This is a genomic window from Methylosinus sp. R-45379 (assembly GCF_001644125.1).
In the GTDB taxonomy this organism is placed as follows: Bacteria; Pseudomonadota; Alphaproteobacteria; order Rhizobiales; family Beijerinckiaceae; genus Methylosinus.
Window position 1 is genome coordinate 48,215 of sequence record NZ_LUUM01000248.1, and the last position, 17,221, is coordinate 65,435.

At 64.9% G+C, this 17,221-nt stretch carries 16 protein-coding genes and 1 tRNA gene; 12 read left to right on the top strand and 5 right to left on the bottom strand.

What is annotated here, in order from left to right:
- Positions 1 to 171 precede the first annotated feature (171 nt).
- Both A1351_RS11855 and A1351_RS11860 read left to right on the top strand, forming a co-directional pair.
- The gene (locus A1351_RS11855; protein WP_024878270.1) at positions 172 to 1,383 is read left to right on the top strand and encodes a PepSY domain-containing protein; all 1,212 of its coding nucleotides are present in this window, start codon (positions 172 to 174) and stop codon (positions 1,381 to 1,383) included.
- Between the two features lie 44 nt (positions 1,384 to 1,427).
- Entirely contained in the window at positions 1,428 to 1,700 is a 273-nt protein-coding gene (locus A1351_RS11860; protein ID WP_024878269.1) for a hypothetical protein, read from the top strand.
- 7 nt (positions 1,701 to 1,707) lie between these two features.
- Here the strand turns inward: A1351_RS11860 and A1351_RS11865 are convergent, their stop codons facing one another.
- Positions 1,708 to 2,967: a NupC/NupG family nucleoside CNT transporter gene (locus A1351_RS11865; protein WP_026599867.1), complete on the bottom strand. Its 1,260-nt coding sequence runs from the start codon at positions 2,965 to 2,967 to the stop codon at positions 1,708 to 1,710.
- A gap of 212 nt (positions 2,968 to 3,179) precedes the next feature.
- On the opposite strand from A1351_RS11865, the gene A1351_RS24740 reads away from it, so the two are divergent.
- Positions 3,180 to 3,341, top strand: a complete 162-nt coding sequence (locus tag A1351_RS24740) for a hypothetical protein (protein ID WP_157096277.1) — start codon at positions 3,180 to 3,182, stop codon at positions 3,339 to 3,341.
- Positions 3,342 to 3,378: 37 nt separating this feature from the next.
- Here A1351_RS24740 and A1351_RS11870 read toward each other — a convergent pair whose 3' ends face one another.
- Positions 3,379 to 5,094, bottom strand: coding sequence for an adenylate/guanylate cyclase domain-containing protein (locus A1351_RS11870; RefSeq protein WP_051465359.1), 1,716 nt, complete (start codon positions 5,092 to 5,094; stop codon positions 3,379 to 3,381).
- A gap of 49 nt (positions 5,095 to 5,143) precedes the next feature.
- Between A1351_RS11870 and A1351_RS11875 the strand changes: the two genes are divergently transcribed.
- The 4 genes from A1351_RS11875 to A1351_RS11890 all read left to right on the top strand — a co-directional run bounded on the left by A1351_RS11875 (position 5,144) and on the right by A1351_RS11890 (position 9,877).
- Positions 5,144 to 5,833, top strand: a complete 690-nt coding sequence (locus tag A1351_RS11875) for a Crp/Fnr family transcriptional regulator (protein ID WP_064033050.1) — start codon at positions 5,144 to 5,146, stop codon at positions 5,831 to 5,833.
- Between the two features lie 59 nt (positions 5,834 to 5,892).
- A complete protein-coding gene (locus A1351_RS11880; protein ID WP_024878265.1) occupies positions 5,893 to 7,044 on the top strand; it encodes an FIST N-terminal domain-containing protein in 1,152 nt (383 codons plus the stop codon).
- A gap of 18 nt (positions 7,045 to 7,062) precedes the next feature.
- On the top strand, positions 7,063 to 7,941 hold the full coding sequence (locus tag A1351_RS11885) for an aldo/keto reductase (protein ID WP_064033051.1): 879 nt from the start codon (positions 7,063 to 7,065) through the stop codon (positions 7,939 to 7,941).
- Positions 7,942 to 8,053: 112 nt separating this feature from the next.
- Positions 8,054 to 9,877, top strand: coding sequence for a patatin-like phospholipase family protein (locus A1351_RS11890; protein WP_064033052.1), 1,824 nt, complete (start codon positions 8,054 to 8,056; stop codon positions 9,875 to 9,877).
- An 89-nt stretch (positions 9,878 to 9,966) separates the two neighbouring features.
- On the opposite strand, the gene A1351_RS11895 is transcribed toward A1351_RS11890, so the two are convergent.
- Positions 9,967 to 10,893: an alpha/beta fold hydrolase gene (locus tag A1351_RS11895; RefSeq protein WP_064033053.1), complete on the bottom strand. Its 927-nt coding sequence runs from the start codon at positions 10,891 to 10,893 to the stop codon at positions 9,967 to 9,969.
- 401 nt (positions 10,894 to 11,294) lie between these two features.
- Here A1351_RS11895 and A1351_RS11905 point away from each other — a divergent pair, with 401 nt between their 5' ends.
- From A1351_RS11905 to A1351_RS11915, 3 genes are read left to right on the top strand one after another with little or no spacing between them, the layout of a single operon-like run.
- Entirely contained in the window at positions 11,295 to 12,572 is a 1,278-nt protein-coding gene (locus A1351_RS11905; protein WP_198162357.1) for a class I SAM-dependent methyltransferase, read from the top strand.
- A gap of 29 nt (positions 12,573 to 12,601) precedes the next feature.
- Positions 12,602 to 13,762: an acyl-CoA desaturase gene (locus A1351_RS11910; protein WP_024878260.1), complete on the top strand. Its 1,161-nt coding sequence runs from the start codon at positions 12,602 to 12,604 to the stop codon at positions 13,760 to 13,762.
- A complete protein-coding gene (locus A1351_RS11915; protein WP_024878259.1) occupies positions 13,759 to 14,613 on the top strand; it encodes an alpha/beta fold hydrolase in 855 nt (284 codons plus the stop codon). The genes A1351_RS11910 and A1351_RS11915 overlap by 4 nt, the downstream gene beginning before the upstream one ends.
- 16 nt (positions 14,614 to 14,629) lie before the next feature.
- Here the strand turns inward: A1351_RS11915 and A1351_RS11920 are convergent, their stop codons facing one another.
- Positions 14,630 to 14,905 carry a hypothetical protein gene (locus A1351_RS11920; protein ID WP_024878258.1) on the bottom strand — a complete coding sequence of 92 codons (276 nt, stop codon included), beginning with the start codon at positions 14,903 to 14,905 and terminating at the stop codon, positions 14,630 to 14,632.
- An 87-nt stretch (positions 14,906 to 14,992) separates the two neighbouring features.
- A tRNA-Asp gene (locus A1351_RS11925) sits at positions 14,993 to 15,069 on the bottom strand.
- A gap of 291 nt (positions 15,070 to 15,360) precedes the next feature.
- Between A1351_RS11925 and cydP the strand changes: the two genes are divergently transcribed.
- Positions 15,361 to 15,531, top strand: a complete 171-nt coding sequence (gene cydP, locus A1351_RS24745; RefSeq protein ID WP_134187967.1) for a cytochrome oxidase putative small subunit CydP — start codon at positions 15,361 to 15,363, stop codon at positions 15,529 to 15,531.
- A 21-nt stretch (positions 15,532 to 15,552) separates the two neighbouring features.
- A complete protein-coding gene (locus tag A1351_RS11930) occupies positions 15,553 to 17,115 on the top strand; it encodes a cytochrome ubiquinol oxidase subunit I (protein ID WP_024878257.1) in 1,563 nt (520 codons plus the stop codon).
- Positions 17,116 to 17,221 lie beyond the last annotated feature (106 nt).

Consider the following 17,221-nt stretch of genomic DNA (forward strand, 5'->3'; position numbering starts at 1 on the left):
AATTGCAGCGGGGGCGAGAGGCTGCGCGTCGAGCGCGCGCGGGCGCGGAAAAGGAGAATTTTTCGCGACAGGCGCGATTTGCAAGGTAACGTTTCTCAGACTTCGGCGAGCGGCTGAAGCTATATTCTTCGACCCCGCGGCGGGGGAGGAGATTTGCGAGGAGGCCATTCCATGACCAATGACACGATCGCGGCGCCGCGCGCCGCCGAGGAGCGCGCGCCTGCGGAAATCTCGCTGCGCCTGCGTGCGCGGCGGCTGTTTCTCGCCTTTCATCGCTGGACCGGCCTCATTCTCGGCGCGATCTTCGTCGTCGTGGGGCTCACCGGCGCGCTTCTGTCCTTCGCGCCGCAGATCGAAGCGGCGCTGCATCCCGAGCTCTTGCGCTCGGCGCCGCCTTCCGCCGAGGCCCGCTTCGCCCCGCTCGACGAGATTTATGCGGCGGCCATCGCCGATCTGCCGCGCGGCGCGACGCCGAGCTTCCTCGCCATGCCGCGCAGCCGCGAGGGCGTCGTCTCGCTCTCGTACCGGCTGCGGGACGCGGACGACGTCATCGAGACGCATCGCCTCTTCATCGACCCCTATACGACCAAGGTGACGGGCGACCGGGCGATCAAGAAAGGCGACGACGAAATCCGCCAATTCTTCTTCAATTCGGTGCGCAGCCTGCATTACACGCTGTGGCAGGGCTCGGATCGCTCCTGGCTGGTCGGCGGGCCGGCGCTTCTGCTGCTGCCCTCCATGCTGCTCGGGATCGTTCTGTGGTGGCCGCGGCCGGGCCAATGGCGGCTCGCTTTCGCCATTAAGCGCAAGGCGAGCGCCGATCGGCGGATTTTCGACCTCCATCGCGTGGTCGGCGCGGTCATCGCCGTCGTCCTCTGCTGCTCGCTGACTTCCGGCTGCTTTTTCGTGTTCCGCCAGCAGGGCCGCGACCTCGTGCGCCTGGTCTCGACCCTGCGCGAGGCGCCGCGCGGCTTGGCGTCGCGGCCGATCGCGGATCGCGATCCGATCGGGCTGGACGCCGCCCTCGGCATCGCCGAGCGCCGCTTTCCAGGCGCCGCGCCGACGGGCTTCAGCCTGCCCGCCAATGAGAAGGGCGTCTATGTCGTCTCCATGCGCGCGCAAGGCGAGCCCAATCACGCCAATGGCCGCAATCGGGTGACGATCGACCAGTTCAGCGGCCAGATTCTGTTCACCGAGGATCGCGCCAATTTCAGCGCCGGCGAGCGCTTCCTGGAATGGCTGCTGCCGCTCCATTCGGGCGAAGCCTTCGGCCTCGCCGGTCAGGCCGTCATCCTGCTCGCCGGCCTCGCGCCCGCCTTTCTCTATGTCACCGGCTTCCTGCGCTGGCGCCGGCAGCGTGACCGTCGCGCTGTTTCAGCGTGAGCGAATCTGCTAGACCTGCCGTCGACAGAAAGGCTTCTTCGAAAATGGCGCGCATCTTTCTCCTCTCCCTGATCCTGGCCGGGATCGTCTCGCTGACCGACGGCTTCGCCCCCAGAGCGGCGCTGGCCGGGCCGAATGTGCCGTTGTGTCTCGCGATGCAGAATAATTACAATGAATGCGTGCGCCACGAGCGCGCGCGGGAGCGTCATCGCCACTACGAATATGAGGACGAGTGGGGCCGTGGCCCGCGCGAGCGGCGGCGTCACTCGGATTGCGGCGCCTGGCTCGTGCAGTTGAAAGCGCAGGGCTGCTTCTGAGCGACCGTCAGCCGCCGATCAGCAATCCGGCGGCCGTGGCGCTCATGCAGGTGGCGAGCGTGCCGGAGAGAATGGAGCGCAGGCCGAGACGCGTGATCTCCGCGCGCCGGCCGGGCAGCATCACATTCAGCCCGCCGACGAGAATGCCCATGCTGCCGAAATTGGCGAAGCCGCAGAGCGCATAGGTGAGGATCAGCCGGCTGCGCGGCGACAGCGCCTCCGCGCCGAGCGCGCTCATGTCGCGATAGGCGACGAACTCGTTGACCACAGTCTTCGTCGCCATCAGCGCAGCGGCCGCCGGCGCCTCGCTCCAGGGCACGCCGATCAGCCAGACGATGGGGCGGAAGGCATAGGCGAAAGCGAGCTGCAGGCTCGGCGTCTCGCCGCCAAATTGCGGCAGATGCGCGAGCGCCATATTGACCAGCGTCACCAGCGCGATCGTCGTCAGCAGCATGCTGATGATACCGACGAGCGGGCCGACGCCGTCGGAAACGCCTTTGACGATGGCGTCGAACGCCCCTGCCGGCGGATTCTCCACGGCGAGCCGCGCTTCGGCATTGTCCTTATAGATATCCCAGGGCGACATGACCGCGGCGACCGCTATGCCGGCCGGCGTCGCGATCACCGAGGCGATGAGAATATGGCCGAGCGCATCCGGCAGGAAAGGCGCGACGAAGCCGGCGTAGATCACCATGACCGTGCCGGCGACGCCGGCCATTCCGCAGCTCATCAGCGCGAACAGCTCGCCGCGCTGCATGCGCGCGAGATAGGGGCGGATCAGCAGCGGCGCCTCGATCATGCCGACGAAGATGTGAACGGAAGCGCCCAGCGCCAGCGCGCCGGAAAGCCCCATGGAGCGTCGCAGCAGAAAGGCGAAGCCGCCCGCGATGCGCTGCATCACGCCCCAATAAAAGAACAGTGAGGCCAGCGCCGAGATGGTCAGCACCATGGGCAGCGCCTTGAACGCGAGAATGAAGCCGGCGCCCGGCGTCTTCTCCTCGAAAGGCGCGGGGCCGCCGCCGAGATAGCCGAAGACGAAGCCAGAGCCCGCCTCCGTCGCCTTTTGCAGGGCCTCCGCCCCGTCATTGGCGAGCAGCACGGCCTGCTTCGCCGGCGGAAAATGCGTGAGGACCAGCGCCGCCACGAATTGCAGCGCCAGCCCGCCGAGCACGACGCGCCAGGGAATGCGGCGCCGATCCTCGCTGACGGCGCAGGCGATGAGCAGGAAGCAGAGAAAGGCGAGACAGGAACGAGCGATATCCGCCATGGGCTGCGTTTCTCCGATCGGCGCGGGAGGGCCGCCGCGGCGATGCAATTTTCAGGTCCAGACGCGGTCGGGCGCGACAGGCTTCGTCCACTCGGAGCATTTTCCGCGCGACCCGTGGCGTTCGCCACATCCCTCAGGAGCGAACCGAGCGACATTTCGCGAGCGGACGATGTTTTGCGACCGCGTTCCAACATCCATCCAGGGAGGATGACATGAATCTCGATCTCTCCAATTTTCATTTCCCGGCCGGCGTTCGCGCGAAAGCTCTGACGCTGGTCATCGGCTTCGCGATCGGCGCGATGGCTCTGTCGCTCGGCGGCTGCACTTGCGCCGACGCATATGGAAACGAGGTGGCCTGCCCCGACATCTACTGAACGAAAGACGTCTCCCTACGGGGGCGGACGCTGCGGCTCAGAGGGCCGCCGGCTCGCCGCTGGCGACCCAGCGCTCGAAATCCCCGAGCTTCTTGAACGGAAAGGCGGGGAGCGCGGCTTCGCGGCCGCGGATCGGCGCCTCGACGACGGCGTGCGGCGGCCGCAGCCCCGCGGCGTCGCAGGTCTGCGAGGAGACGAGCGCCACGCAGTCCATCTCCTTCGTCAGCGATTCGAGCCGCGCGGCGATATTGCCGGTGTCGCCGAGAAACTGCAGCGACTGCCGATCCGTCGGGCCGACGGCGCCGACGATGGCGAGTCCGCTGTGCAGCCCGACGCCGAAGGCGAGCGGCGCTTCGAGATCATGCGCGAAATCGCGGCTGACGCGGCGGATCGCGCGCCAGACGCCGCTGGCCGCGCGCAGCGCCGCGCGGGCGCCCTCGTCGGCGTCGCCGTCCAGCCGAAACAGGCTCATGACGCCGTCGCCGGCGACGCTGGTCACATGGCCGCCCTCCGCCAAGATCGCATTGGTCGTCGCGCGAATGTAGGAGTCGACGATATAGATCGCGTCATAGGGCAGGCGGTTGGCGGCGAGCTTCGTCGAATCACGGAGATCGACGAACATGGCCGTCACGAAAAGCTCGCGGCCCTGGTCGAGAAGAACGCAGAGGCCGTCGAGCGGGCTGTCCGCCGGCAGCATGGGATAGACGCCGATATCGCAGCGCGGCCGCGTCTGGCAGGCGAGGCGCACGCCCTCCGGCGCGCCGATCTGCGCCAATGTCGCGAGCTCCGCCGGGCCGGGCGGCGGCAGCTCCGACGCGCCATAGAGCACGCGTATGCGGCAGGTGGAGCAGCGCGCGCGCCCGCCGCAGACGGAGGCGTGCGGAATGCCTTTGAAACGGCTGGCCTCGAGCACGGAGAAGCCGAAAGGCGCGCGAACGCTGCGGCCGTCGCGATAGTCGATGCGCACCGTGTCGAACATGCGCTCGCGCATGTTGCGCAAGGCGCGCAGCAGCAGCACGACTGCGAGCAGCGCGAGATAGGAAATCTGCAGATAGAGGATGATCGAAGCGAGCATCGCCGGCACATGCGCATGCGGCGATCCTTTCGCCGGCGGCCCATGCGCCTCTATGACGGCCTCGTCCATATAGGCGCGCAGGATCAGCTCCCAGCCCGAGTTGAGCAGGCCCGCTATGGCGAGCGCGGGCAGAGCGAGCGCGAGAAGAAGAAACAGAATCGTGCGCCGGCGATACCAATCGCGATAGCGCAGCCACATGTGAATGCCGATGCAGCCATGCGACCAGATGAGGACCATGAGCAGAAATTGCCGCGGCAGGCCGAAGGTGGGATCGCTGATCCAGAAATGATAGAGAATGCGAAAATAGGAATCCTCCAAGCCGAAGGCGAGCACGGCGACGCGCGTGTCGGTGACATGCGGCGCGAGCAGCAGCGGTATGGTGAGGCCGAGGCCGAGCTGCCAGGCCTCTATCGCCGGCATGCGCAAATGCCGCCGGCGATAGAGCGCGAAGAGGCCGAGCGACATGTGAACGGTGAAGCAGAACAGCAGAAGAGCGACGCCGAAGCCGGTGCGCCAAGGCGCGAGAATGACGCCATGGCCGATGGCCTGGAGATTGTCGAGAAAGAACAGGCCGGTCGCGTGAGAGATGAAATGACAGGCCGCATAGGTGAAGAGCGTGAGCCCGGTGGCGAGGCGCGTGCGGCGCTCCAAATCGAAGTTGACACTCCAAGCCGACATGACTCATCCTTTGAAACGCTGACAAGACGAATTTTCAGGAACGCGGGACATGATACGAAAAAACCAGACGCTTGCACGCGTTAGTTTGTTCCGCTCGCTTTCCAAGGAGGAGATCGCGCAGCTCGACGCGCGATGCGTGTGGCGCCGCGCCCAGGAAAAGGAATGCATCCTCAATTATAAGGACGACAGCGCGGATATTTATTTCGTCGCCTATGGCGATGTGCGCGTGTCGATCCAGAGCGTCGCCGGCAAGGATCTGATGCTGCGCGTCATCAAGGAGGGCGAGTTTTTCGGCGAGCTCTCGGCGCTCGACGGCAAGCCGCGCTCGGCGGCGATCCATGCGATAACCGACACGGTGATCGCGCGCATGAGCCCCGCGATCTTCCGCGAGGTGATTCATCATTATCCCAATGTCTGCGATCAGGTGCTCGAGACGCTGACCGGCGAGGTGCGCCGCCTCACCACACGGGTGAACGAGTTCACCAATCTCGACGTGCGCGGCCGCATTCACGCGGAATTGCTGCGGCTGGCGCGCAGCGACAGCGGCGGCGAGAATCGCGGCGTGATCTCGCCCGTTCCCACCCATGCGGAGATCGCCTCCCGCGTCAGCACGCATCGCGAGGCGGTCACGCGCGAGCTGAACCGTCTGGAGCGGGCGGGACTGCTCGAGCGCCGCCGCGGCGCCTTCGTGCTGCTCGATCTCGCCGAGCTCTCCGCCTCCGTCGAGGCGGCGCGGTAGCGAATCTCTTCCGCGGCACGGTCGTTGCTACCCGCGCAAGGACGCGGGGAAAAGAGACCATGAGCAAGTTCATTTACGCCCATTCCGGCGACGCCGACTGGAAGAGCGCCTTGGCCTCCTGCCTGGAGCAGATCGAGCGACAACGGGCCGACGCGCCTGCGCCAAATCTCGGCTGGTGCTATCTCACCGACTATTTCACCCAGGCGGCGAGCGACATTTTGTCGGCGCTGCGCGCGCGCCTGCCCGGCGTCCATTTCGTCGGAACGGTGGGGGTCGGCGTCGGCGCCGAGGCGGTCGAATATTTCGACGCGCCGGGCCTCGCGATCATGCTGGCCGATCTTCCCGCCGACGCTTTTACGCTGTTTTCCTCTCTCGAGGCCCTGGACGGGACGCCCAAGGGCTTCGAGCCCTTCACCGCGCTGGTCCACGCCAGCGGCGGCACGCCCGATCTGCAGGCCAAGCTGGAGGCCGCAAGCGCCAAGCTCACCACCGGCTATCAGTTCGGCGGCCTCTCCTCAGCGCGCAACAAGGCGCTGTGCATCGCGGATGAGGTTTTGGCGGGCGGCTTCACCGGCGTCGCCTTCGGGCCGCAGGCGACCGTGTTCTCGCGCGTCACCCAGGGCTGCCAGCCCATAGGGCCGCTGCGCACGGTCACGCGCGCGCAGGGCAATTACCTCGTGACCCTGGACGAGAAGCGCGCCCTCGACTGCGTGCTCGAGGATATGGGGCATACGCTCGACATAGACGACGCCGAACTGCGGCTCGAGCTGGCGCAGACCTTGGCCGGGCTGGTCGCCACTGGCGAAGATGTCTCCGCCAAGCCCGGCCAGTTCGGCACGAACACGGAAGTGCGGCACATTGTCGGCGTCGGCCGCAAGGGCGGGCTGCTGATGATCGCCGAGCAGATAAAGGACGGCATGCGGCTCGCCTTCTGCAAGCGCAACGCCGAGGCGGCCAAGCATGATCTCCTCCGCATCGTGGCGGAGGTGCGCGCCCAGGCAGAGGCCGCCGGCGGCATGAGAGGCGCGCTCTATATCAGCTGCTCGGGGCGCGGCGGCCCGCATTTCGGCGAGCCCAACGCCGAATTCCGCATGGTTCACGAGGCGCTGGGAGGCGAGACGCCCGTGATCGGCTTTTTCGCCGGCGGCGAGATCGCCCGCCATCATCTCTACGGCTATACTGGCGTGCTGACGGTTTTCGCCGGAGCCTGAGAAAGAGGAAGCCCCAAAATGAGCGCCGAGCCGCGCGGCGAGGATCCTGGCCGGATCGTCTCCGCCTCCGGGGTTTTGATGCCCCGCATCATCTATGGCACGGCCTGGAAGAAGGAGCGCACCGCCGCTCTGGTGGAAGAGGCGCTGCGGACCGGCTTTCGCGGGATCGACACCGCCTGCCAGCCCAAGCATTACAACGAGCCGGGCGTCGGCGAAGGTCTGGCGGCGGCGCTCGGCGCCGGGCTCGACCGCGCGGATATTTATCTGCAGACCAAATTCACGCCCTTCGGCGGGCAGGACCCCGAGAACATCCCCTATGACGCTGAGGCGGCCATAGGCGAGCAGGTGCGGCAATCCTTCGAGGTCTCGCTGCGCAATCTGCGCGTGGATCGCCTCGACGGATTGGTGCTGCACTCCCCCTACCCGGAGGACAAGGACACTCTCGAAGCCTGGCGCGCGATGGAGAGCCTGGTGGCGCAGGGCGGCGTGCGCCAATTGGGCGTCAGCAATTGCTACGAGCTGTCACGGCTGAAGATGTTGTGGAAGAAGGCGCGGGTGAAGCCGGCCGTGATCCAGAACCGCTTCTACGCCAAAACCGGCTATGACCGCGAGATTCGCGCTTTCTGCGCAAAGCACAAAATTTTCTACCAGAGCTTTTGGACGCTCACCGCCAATCCCGAAACATTGGCGAAGCCGGAGCTCGTCGCTCTCGCCGAAAAATATGGGCGCGGCCGGGCGCAGATTTTCTTCCGCTTCCTGACGCAGCAAGGCATTCTGTGCCTCACCGGCACGTCCTCGCAAGAGCATATGCGCGATGATTTGGCGATATTCGATTTTTCCCTGACCGCGGAGGAATGCGCGACCCTCGACGCCCTGCTGACCGCCGCGCCGGCCTGACCAGCGTCGAAAGCGCGCGGAAAGCGCCCTTGCATTCTCACGCTCGGCCGAAGATCATGCGGCGCGAGCGCGGGGGCGCGCGACGCGAACGCATCGGGGCGGCTGTATTTCCATGTCGAAGACGCTCGTTTCGGAAGATCAGAGTTTCTGGCAAGACCTCGATGACGAGGATCGGGGCAAGATCAAATCCTGCGTGCGGCTGCGCAGGATCGCGCGCGGCGAGGCGCTGATCGAGCTCGGCGCGCCGTCGGAGACTCTCTATATCGTCAATTTCGGCCAGTTCGGCGTGGTCAACGCCGCCAATGGCGAGATCGTCGCCGAGATCGGCAAGGACCAGCTCATCGGCGAGATGGGCTTTTTCACCGGCGAGCCGCGCGGCGCCGGCGTCGTCGCCATGCGCGACTCCGAGGTGCTGGAGATCGACCGCGCGCAATTCGAGGCGCTGGTCGCACAATTCCCCGACATGCAGCGCGCCGTCACCCGCTCGCTGGCCCGGCGCCTCGCGCGTCTCGGCGAGATCACGCGGCGCAATTTCCGCCAGAGCAGCCGCGTGCGCGTGATCGCGCTGATCGCCGCCGGCGGGGGCGCTATTCCCGAAGGTTTCAGCGCCCGCCTGCTGCAGGCGATCAATGCGCGCGCCCATGGCTGCGCGCGCGCCTCCGCCGACGCGCGCGCGCATTTCCCAGATGGCGCATTCGACCGCTACGCCGTCGCCGATTGGCTCGGCGCGCTCGAGCAGGAGAACGACTTCGTCCTCTGCGTCGCCGATGGCGAATTGAACGAATGGACCCGCGCCGTTCTCAATTCGGCCGATCTGCTGATCATGGCCGTCGCCGACGGGTCGCAGGCGCTCAATCCGGTCGAGGAATTCGCCTTCACCCTGTTTCCCGCCAATCGCCGGCGCATCGTCAGGCTCTATCCACATCGGCCGCAGACGCAAGAGCCCTCCGCGCCCTGGCTGCGCGAGCGCGACGTCTTCATGCTGCATCATGTGGCGATGGATTCGGGCGCGGATTTCGATTGCCTCGCGCGCTTCATCACGGGCCAGGCGATCGGCTTCGTCGCCGGCGCCGGCGGCGCGCTCGGCCTCGCCCATATCGGCATAGTGAAAGCCTTTCAGGAGGCGGGCGTCGTCTTCGATATGTTCGGCGGCAGCAGCATCGGCTCCGGCATGGCGGTGGCCTTCGCGCAATTGAAGAGCCCGGAGGAGGTGGAGGCGGCGATTCACGAGATATTCGTGCAGAACGCCGCGCTGAAGCGCCTCACTTTGCCGAAGTTCGGCCTGCTGGACCATACGATTCTCGAGGCGACGCTGGCGAAGTCCTACGGCTCCATCGCCTTCGAGGATTTGTGGCGGCCGAGCTTCGCCATAGCGACCGACCTCTCCACCTATACGATGCGCGTGATCCGCTCCGGCCCGACATGGCAGGCGGTGCGCGCCTCCTGCGCCATTCCCGGCGTGCTGCCGCCCTTCTTCGACGAGGACGGCCATATGCTGGTCGACGGCGCCGTCTCCGACAATGCGCCGATCGCGCCCATGCATGGGCTCAAGAACGGCCCCAATGTCGTCGTGGACCTGCGCAACTCCGATCCGCGCCTCTATGACTTCGACTATCGCGCGCTGCCCGGCCGCAACGCGCTGCTCGCCTCCATGCTCAATCCGCTGCGCCGCAAGCCATTGCCCGATTGCCCTTCGCTGGCGAGCGTCATTCAGCAAGCGGTGTTCAGCAATATTCGCGAGAAGCCGGCGTTTTCCGGCGGGCTCGATCTCACCGTGCAGCCGCCGGTCTGTCCCGGCGCCAGCTTCATGACCTGGGACAAGCACCGCGAGGTCGCCGAATTCTCCTACAGATGGGGCCTCGAGACGATCGCCCGATTGGAGGAGGAGGGGAACCCCGCCCTCGCCGAAATGCGCCGCCTATCGCAGCCGAGCTGAGCGCGCGAGCCTCGTTCGGCCGATCGCTTCGCGCGGCGCCTGCCGCCTTCCTTCTCCCCGCGTGCGGGGAGAGGGGGAAAAAAGCCGCATTACGCCGCGTCGAGCGCGGCGCGCAGCATGGGCAGATAGCGCTGCGGATTTTCCAGCATGGGAAAATGCCCGCAATTCTCGAAGAGGACGAATTCCGCCTCCGGCAGAAACGCCTTCAGCGAATCGCCGATCGTCGCCACGAGATTATGCGTCGGATCGCTGTCGCCCCAGACGATCGTCACCTTGCGCGGGCTGGCGGCGTAGGGCTTCTCCGGCGTCGCCATCAAGGCCTGATAGGCGTTGCAGAGACAAAAGCAGCCGCCGCGATCGAGACCCGCGATCGCCTCTTCCGCGAGCTTCGGCGCAATAGCCGAGGTCGCCGGCGGCATGGCGACCTTATACCAATGGCGCGCCACCACATGATCCAGCGCGCGCATGAATATCTGCCCGACATAGGGCCGCCGAATCAAATTCATGCGATCGGTTCCCGCCGCCCATTGCTGCGCCTGCGAGATCGAGACTGTCTGCTGCAGCATGAGATGGCGCACGCGATCGGGCCGCGCCGCCGAGAAGGCGACGCCCGCGAAGCCGCCGAGACAGGCCATGTCCAGCACGGCGTCATTTATCTCCAGCTGCGCGAAGAATTCGTCGAAGACCTCGCAATAGCTCGGGACATCGAAGCGAAATCCCGATTTCACGAAGGATTGGCCGAAGCCGGGCGTCTCCACGCAAATGACACGCGCATGGTTCGACATTTCGTCGATGATCGGCAAATATTGCTCGATGACATTGGGCGGATCGGGCACGATCACCAAAGTCTTGTCGCCGCCGCCATTCTTCTGCGGAGTGATCAGCGTCCGCAAGCTCGCGCCGTGCGTCTCGATGAATTGACCCTTCGCGCCATTCAGCGTCGGCCCCGCCTCGCTGCGAGCGGCGCGCGCGCGCCGATCCGCCCACAACCAGCGCGACATTTCGATTGCGTCCATTTTTCTCGTCTCCGCTGAAATTCATTTGGCGCGGCGCGATCCGCGCTCGCCCATCGATCCTATAGAGCGGACGCGCGCTCGCGCCCTGTGTGGCAGCACACACAAATTCCTCGCCGACCCTTTTAACACCTCGGATCAGGCTCGCGCCGATCGTCGTATCGCAAGACGCGACGAGAGGATGCGAGCGCAAGCTGAGCTGCTTGTCAACATGCAGAAATAATGTGACAACATTTGACACAATCTTGTCGTGCGACGCCATCGCTCAGCACGGCGGACTGCATGAAGAACGAGAAGCGCGGCGCAAATAGCGCGGGCGCGCGGAAGATTTCGCGCGTCGTTTCCAGCGCGAGAGGCGCGGAAATTCTTTGCCGAAAGCGCGCGATATGCATTGGGAGAGACAAATGACCGATACGAGATATATGCCCGAACATGCTGCGCGCGCTTTCGATGCGAAGACGTCGCGCCGACAGCTTTCGCTCGCGCAGCTATTGGGAGCGCGTCAGCCGAAGGACGCTTTCTTCGAGATGCTGTCGCGCCATCTCCATCAGGGAACGCTGATCGTTCGTCACAATGGCGTCGATCATCGCTTCGGCGCCGGCGATGAAGCGCCGATCGTGCTGCGCGTGCTGCGCGACGATTTCTTCAGCCGCGTGCTCGCCTTCGGCAATCTCGGCATGGGCGAAGCCTTCATGGCGCAGGATTTCGAGGTCGAGGACGGCCGCCTCGTCGATTGCCTCACAATGCTGTGCCGCGCCGGCCTGCATAAGAAGCTGCGCTCCGATTGGAGCTTCCTCTTCCGCTACGCCGGCATGCTGGCGAGCAATCGCCTGCTGAGCCCGGCGACCAATGTGCGCCGTCACTACGACATCGGCGAAGACGTGTTCGACGCCTTTCTGCTCGATCGCTACCAGGTCTATTCCTGCGGCTATGCGCATGCGCAGGACGACGACGCCGATCTCCTGCAGCAGCGCAAGCTCGATCGCATTTGCCAGAAGCTCGAGATCGAGCCCGGCCAGTCGCTGCTCGATATCGGCTGCGGCAAGGGCGGCATGCTGATTCACGCTGCGCTGAATTTCGGCGCGCGCGGCGTCGGCGTCACCAATAGCGTCGCGCATCACGCGCGCGCGCAGGAAAACGCCGCCAAATACGGCGTCTCCGATCGCGTGCGCTTCATCCTCGGCGATTATCGCGAGATCGAGGGCTCTTTCGATCGCATCGTCAGCGTCGGAATGCTGGAGCATGTGCGCGCCAAGGATTATGCGGCCTATTTCGGCGCCATCGAGCGTCTGCTCGCGCCGAAGGGCCGCGGCCTCGTGCATGTCATCGGCTGCAACACGGCGATCAATCGCCATGATCCCTTCATTCAAAAATACGTCTTCCCCGGCTCCGACACGCCGAAGCTCTCCGCGATGACGACAGAGCTCGAGAAGAATAGCCTCGCCATTCTCGACGTCGAGAATATGGCGCGCCATTACGCCGTGACTCTGCGTCGCTGGCTGGAAGCCTTCCGCGCCAATAGCGGAACGCTCGATCCTGTGCGCTACGACACGGTCTTCAAGCGCATGTGGGAATACTACCTCAGCTGCGGAATAGCTTCCGCCATGGCCGGGGACCAGGCGCTCTATCAGCTCCTCTTCACCAAGGATTATCACGCGCCGTACCGGCTGCAGCGCGTCTGACACGCGATTTCGTTTTATCGGGGGTGCATATGTCTAAGGAAGCCAATCAGGATTTCGCACGGCTGCGGGAGCAGGTCCGCCGCGCAGGATACGCCCGCAAGCTGACCGCTATCGGCATTGCCGAATGGCTGCTGTTCATCGCCTTGACGGCGACGGGCGTCGCGCTCGTCATCGTCTCGGACATGCTCATCGTCAAGGCGATCGGCATGATTCTCGTCGCCTACGGCTGCATGGGCATGTCGACCAATGGCCACACCGCCTCGCATCATGCGATCAGCAACAAGCCGTGGGTCAATGAGTTCATCATGTATTTCGACTTTCCGTTCTTCCTCGGCGTGTCGGGCAATTATTGGCGCCACAAGCATGTCGTCGTGCATCATCCCAATCCGAACGTCATCGGCGTGGACGACGACGCCGATCTGCTGCCGGTGTTCACGCTCAATGATCGCGATCTGAAGAAGGCCAGCGGCCTCGCGCGCTGGTGGTTCGAGCATCAGGGCTATTTCTTTCCCATCGTGCTGCTCGGCAATTCCTTCGGCGTCGCCTTCAAGGGCTGGCGCTTCCTGATCCGCGAGCTGCGCGACGACGAGCGCCGCAACTGGCAGAGCTGGGTCGATCTTTCCTGCATGATCGGTCATTGGATCGTGTGGATGATCATTCCGATCTATTTCTTCGGCTTCGCCAATGTCGCAATGTTCTTCGTCGTGCAGATGTTCATGATGTCCTATGTCATGTTCGCGCTCTTTGCTCCGGCGCATTACCCGGAGGAAGCGATCCAGGTGACGAAGGATGCGACGCGCGACAATTATCTGATGCTGCAGACGGCGACGGCGGTGAATTTCGAGACGGGTCCGATCGGCCGGCTGCTGTGCGGCGGCGTCGATTTCCAGATCGAGCATCACCTCTTCCCCTGGATCAGCCCGCGTCACTATCCGCAGCTCGCGCCCATGCTGCGCCAGTTCTGCGAGGAGCACGGCTATCCCTATCGCTCGCAGGGCTGGGGGATCGCGACCTGGAAATCCGTCGTCACGCTCTTCAAGCCGAAGAAGATCGAGGAGGAGTTCCCCGCGGTTGAAAACCTGCCGCTCGCCGCTCACTATCAGCAGCAGAGCAGAATTCGCCGCGAGGCGGAGGCGCCGCTCGCCAAAGCCGAAGCCGCGAGACTGCCCGAAGAGAGCGTGACCGCATGACGAGAGCCGGCGACGGCGCAGTCGAAGCGATGACCATCGCCGCGAGAGACGGAGCGTCTCTCGCGGCGACGCTATTCTCGCCCCCGAGCGGGGAAGGACCCGTCGTCGTCATCGCCGGCGCCATTGCGGTGAAGCAGAAATTCTACGAGCGGCTGGCGCGCTTTCTCGCCGCGCGCGGATGCCGGGTTCTCACCTTCGATTATCGCGGCGTCGGCGCCTCCCGCCGCTTCGGCGCGCCCGGCGGGGGGTTGCGCGCCTGGGGCGAGCGGGATCTCGCCGGAATCATCGATCATGCGACGCAGCTCGCGCCGGCGGAGCCCTTGCGCGTCGTCGCTCATAGCGTCGGCGGGCAGATGGTCGGGCTCGCCGACAATAACGGCTGCATTCGCGCCATGCTGGCGGTCAGCACGCAGATCGGCGATTGGCGGCTGTGGCCGGCCCCGCGCAAATATGCGCTATGGCTGATGTGGCGCGCGCTGCTGCCGATCCCCGCCGCCCTGCTCGGCTATTTTCCGGCGGCGCGGCTCGGCCTCGGCGAGGATCTGCCCAAGGACGCCGCGCTGGAATGGGCGCGCTGGTGCCGCAGCGAGGCCTATTTCGTCGATGCGGCGGGCCGGCCCTTCCCCGGATGCTTCGACCAATTCACGGGAGCGATTCGCGCGCTGACCATCGACGATGATTGGATGGCGCCGAAGCCGGCGGTGGAGGCGCTGCTGAAGCGCTACAGCCGCGCCCACATAGAGCCGCTGGCGATTCGCGCCGAGGGGCGCGGCATGGGCCATTTCGGCTTTTTCCGCGACCCCGGCCGCCCCTATTGGGACGATTGCGCGCGCTGGCTGCTGGAGAGCTGAAGGGAGGGACCGCCGCTCACTTCACGAATTTGACAGCGGCGAGAATGACGCCGCCGAGCGCGATCTGCGTGACGACGAGCCAGCGGAGAATATCGACCTTTAGATTGGCCATTTCCGTGCGCAGCTCGCCGGCCAGCTCTTTGAGGTCGGCCTTGGTGGCGACCGAATCGCGCAGCGCCGCGTCCAGCGCATCGGCCTGAGCGCGCGCCTGCTTATCGTCGAAGCCGGCCTCTTTCAGCCGGTCGATATAGGCGAGACGATCGAAGGTGATCGCGGGTGAGGTCATGCTCATAGAATAGGCGCAGGCACGGCCAGAATCAATCGACGAGCTTCGGTCCATGGCCAGGGCCACGACGCTATGAAGGCGACGGATTCGAAATGGCGAGAGAGACGGGGCTCGAACCCGCGACCTCCGGCGTGACAGGCCGGCGCTCTAACCAACTGAGCTACTCCCCCGCGAGCGCGGCGCAACGCATTGCGCTAGCGAGAGGCGCCGAATAAGGCACGCGCCGGCCAAAGTCAAGAAGTCGACTGCGGGATTTCTCTCGAGGGGCGCCCCTCGCGGGACGGCGACATAATCGCGCAGCGACATTTCGAGCCTTCTTACGGGGACCGCCATGTGCTTTTTATGGCGAGACCGGAGCCTTCGGCGATCACGTACGGGCTTTAAGGACTTTCGCGGTCATGAAGGCGAGGCCGTTCGGGGATAGTGTCCCCCGGCCCGGCGCTTCGGGCGGGGAGAATCGCATGTCGGCCCATTCGGCGACGCATCGGCTCGGGCGAGAGATCGCCATCGCCCTCGCTCTCAAGACCGCGGCCCTCGCCCTGCTCTATTTCCTCTTCTTTCCTGCCTCGGAGCGGCCGCATGTCTCGCCGGCCGTCATGGCGGAAAAGCTCTTCGCTCGGGACCGCGGCTGACAATCCTTTCAGGAGCGCATGATGTTCGAACTCGACGTGGTGACGCTTTCAAGACTGCAATTCGCTCTGACTGCCCTCTACCACTTCCTCTTCGTGCCGCTGACGCTCGGCCTTTCGATTCTCCTCGCCATAATGGAGAGCGTCTTCGTGATGACCGGCCGCACCATATGGCGCGACGCGGTCAAATTCTGGGGAACGCTGTTCGGAATCAATTTCGCGATGGGCGTCGCCACCGGCATCACCATGGAGTTCCAGTTCGGAACCAATTGGTCCTACTACTCGCATTATGTGGGCGATATTTTCGGCGCGCCGTTGGCGATCGAAGGGCTGATGGCCTTTTTCCTCGAGGCGTCCTTCGTCGGCCTCTTCTTCTTCGGCTGGAACCGGCTGAGCCCGGTGGCGCATCTCACCGTCACTTGGCTCGTCGCCCTCGGCGCCAATTTTTCGGCGCTGTGGATTCTCATCGCCAATAGCTGGATGCTCAATCCGGTGGGGGCGGCGTTCAATCCCCAGACCTTGCGCATGGAGCTCACCTCCTTCTCGGAAGTGTTCTTCAACCCCGTCGCGCAATCGAAATTCGTGCACACCGTCAGCGCCGGCTATGTGACCGGCGCGATGTTCGTGCTCTCCATCTCGGCCTATTATCTGCTCTATGACCGCCAGCATCGCGAGATCGCGCGGCGCTCCGCCAATGTGGCGGCGAGCTTCGGCCTCGCCTCGGCGCTCTCCGTCGTCGTGCTCGGCGACGAGAGCGGCTATACGGCGAGCTTCAACCAGAAAATGAAGATCGCGGCGATCGAGGCCATGTGGGAGACGGAGCCGGCGCCGGCCTCCTTCACCCTCTTCGGCATTCCCGATGTGAAGCAGCAGACGACGCATTTGAAGGTCGAGGTGCCCTATCTCCTCGGCCTCATCGCGACGCGCTCGCTGGACACGCCGGTCGAGGGCATAAAATCGCTGGTCGAGAAATCGGAGACGCGCATTCGCGCCGGAATGCCCGCCTATGAATGGCTCGCCGCGCGTCCCGACGGACCCAACGCCGCCATCCCCGCCGAGCTGCTGCCGGCCTTCGAGGACCTCGGCCATTCGCTGCTCTTGAAGCGGTTCCGGCCCGATATCGAAAACGCCACCAATGAGCAGGTGCATGAGGCGGCGCTCACTACCATCCCCAATGTGCCGGTGCTGTTCTGGGCCTTCCGCATCATGGTGGCGCTGGGCTTTTATTTCATCTTCCTGTTCGCGGCGGCCTTCCTCGTCGCCAGCCGGCGTCGCCTCAGAGACAATCCCTGGCTCTTGAAGCTCGCCTTCTACAGCCTGCCTCTGCCCTGGATCGCGGCCGAGCTCGGCTGGGTCGTCGCCGAATATGGCCGCCAGCCCTGGATCATCGACAGCGTGCTGCCGACCTTCCTCGGCGCGTCCAATGTGCCGGCCTATAATGTTCTGCTGAGCCTCGGCGGCTTCGTGCTGTTCTACAGCGCGCTGGCCATCGTCGAAGTGTGGCTGATGCTGAAATATATCCGCCTCGGCCCGACCATCGAGCCCTTCCCGCGTGAGGCGCCGGAGCGGCCCTTCCTGGTCGCGTGAGGCGATCAGCCCCCTCCCCAGCCCTCCCCCGCTCCGCGGGAGAGGGAGCAGATCCAGCGCTTCATCGAAGCTTCGCGAAACGTCGCCGCCCCCTCTCCCGCGAAGC

Excerpts from the sequence above, each read along its gene's own strand:
- A1351_RS11905 (WP_198162357.1), top strand. The coding sequence starts at position 11,295 with ATGACCGATACGAGATATATGCCCGAACATGCTGCGCGCGCTTTCGAT.
- A1351_RS11930 (WP_024878257.1), top strand. The coding sequence starts at position 15,553 with ATGTTCGAACTCGACGTGGTGACGCTTTCAAGACTGCAATTCGCTCTG.
- A1351_RS11880 (WP_024878265.1), top strand. The coding sequence starts at position 5,893 with ATGAGCAAGTTCATTTACGCCCATTCCGGCGACGCCGACTGGAAGAGC.
- A1351_RS11895 (WP_064033053.1), bottom strand. The coding sequence starts at position 10,893 with ATGGACGCAATCGAAATGTCGCGCTGGTTGTGGGCGGATCGGCGCGCG.
- A1351_RS11890 (WP_064033052.1), top strand. The coding sequence starts at position 8,054 with ATGTCGAAGACGCTCGTTTCGGAAGATCAGAGTTTCTGGCAAGACCTC.
- A1351_RS11910 (WP_024878260.1), top strand. The coding sequence starts at position 12,602 with ATGTCTAAGGAAGCCAATCAGGATTTCGCACGGCTGCGGGAGCAGGTC.
- A1351_RS11870 (WP_051465359.1), bottom strand. The coding sequence starts at position 5,094 with ATGTCGGCTTGGAGTGTCAACTTCGATTTGGAGCGCCGCACGCGCCTC.
- A1351_RS24740 (WP_157096277.1), top strand. The coding sequence starts at position 3,180 with ATGAATCTCGATCTCTCCAATTTTCATTTCCCGGCCGGCGTTCGCGCG.
- A1351_RS11865 (WP_026599867.1), bottom strand. The coding sequence starts at position 2,967 with ATGGCGGATATCGCTCGTTCCTGTCTCGCCTTTCTCTGCTTCCTGCTC.
- A1351_RS11855 (WP_024878270.1), top strand. The coding sequence starts at position 172 with ATGACCAATGACACGATCGCGGCGCCGCGCGCCGCCGAGGAGCGCGCG.
- A1351_RS11920 (WP_024878258.1), bottom strand. The coding sequence starts at position 14,905 with ATGAGCATGACCTCACCCGCGATCACCTTCGATCGTCTCGCCTATATC.
- A1351_RS11915 (WP_024878259.1), top strand. The coding sequence starts at position 13,759 with ATGACGAGAGCCGGCGACGGCGCAGTCGAAGCGATGACCATCGCCGCG.
- cydP (WP_134187967.1), top strand. The coding sequence starts at position 15,361 with ATGTCGGCCCATTCGGCGACGCATCGGCTCGGGCGAGAGATCGCCATC.
- A1351_RS11860 (WP_024878269.1), top strand. The coding sequence starts at position 1,428 with ATGGCGCGCATCTTTCTCCTCTCCCTGATCCTGGCCGGGATCGTCTCG.
- A1351_RS11875 (WP_064033050.1), top strand. The coding sequence starts at position 5,144 with ATGATACGAAAAAACCAGACGCTTGCACGCGTTAGTTTGTTCCGCTCG.
- A1351_RS11885 (WP_064033051.1), top strand. The coding sequence starts at position 7,063 with ATGAGCGCCGAGCCGCGCGGCGAGGATCCTGGCCGGATCGTCTCCGCC.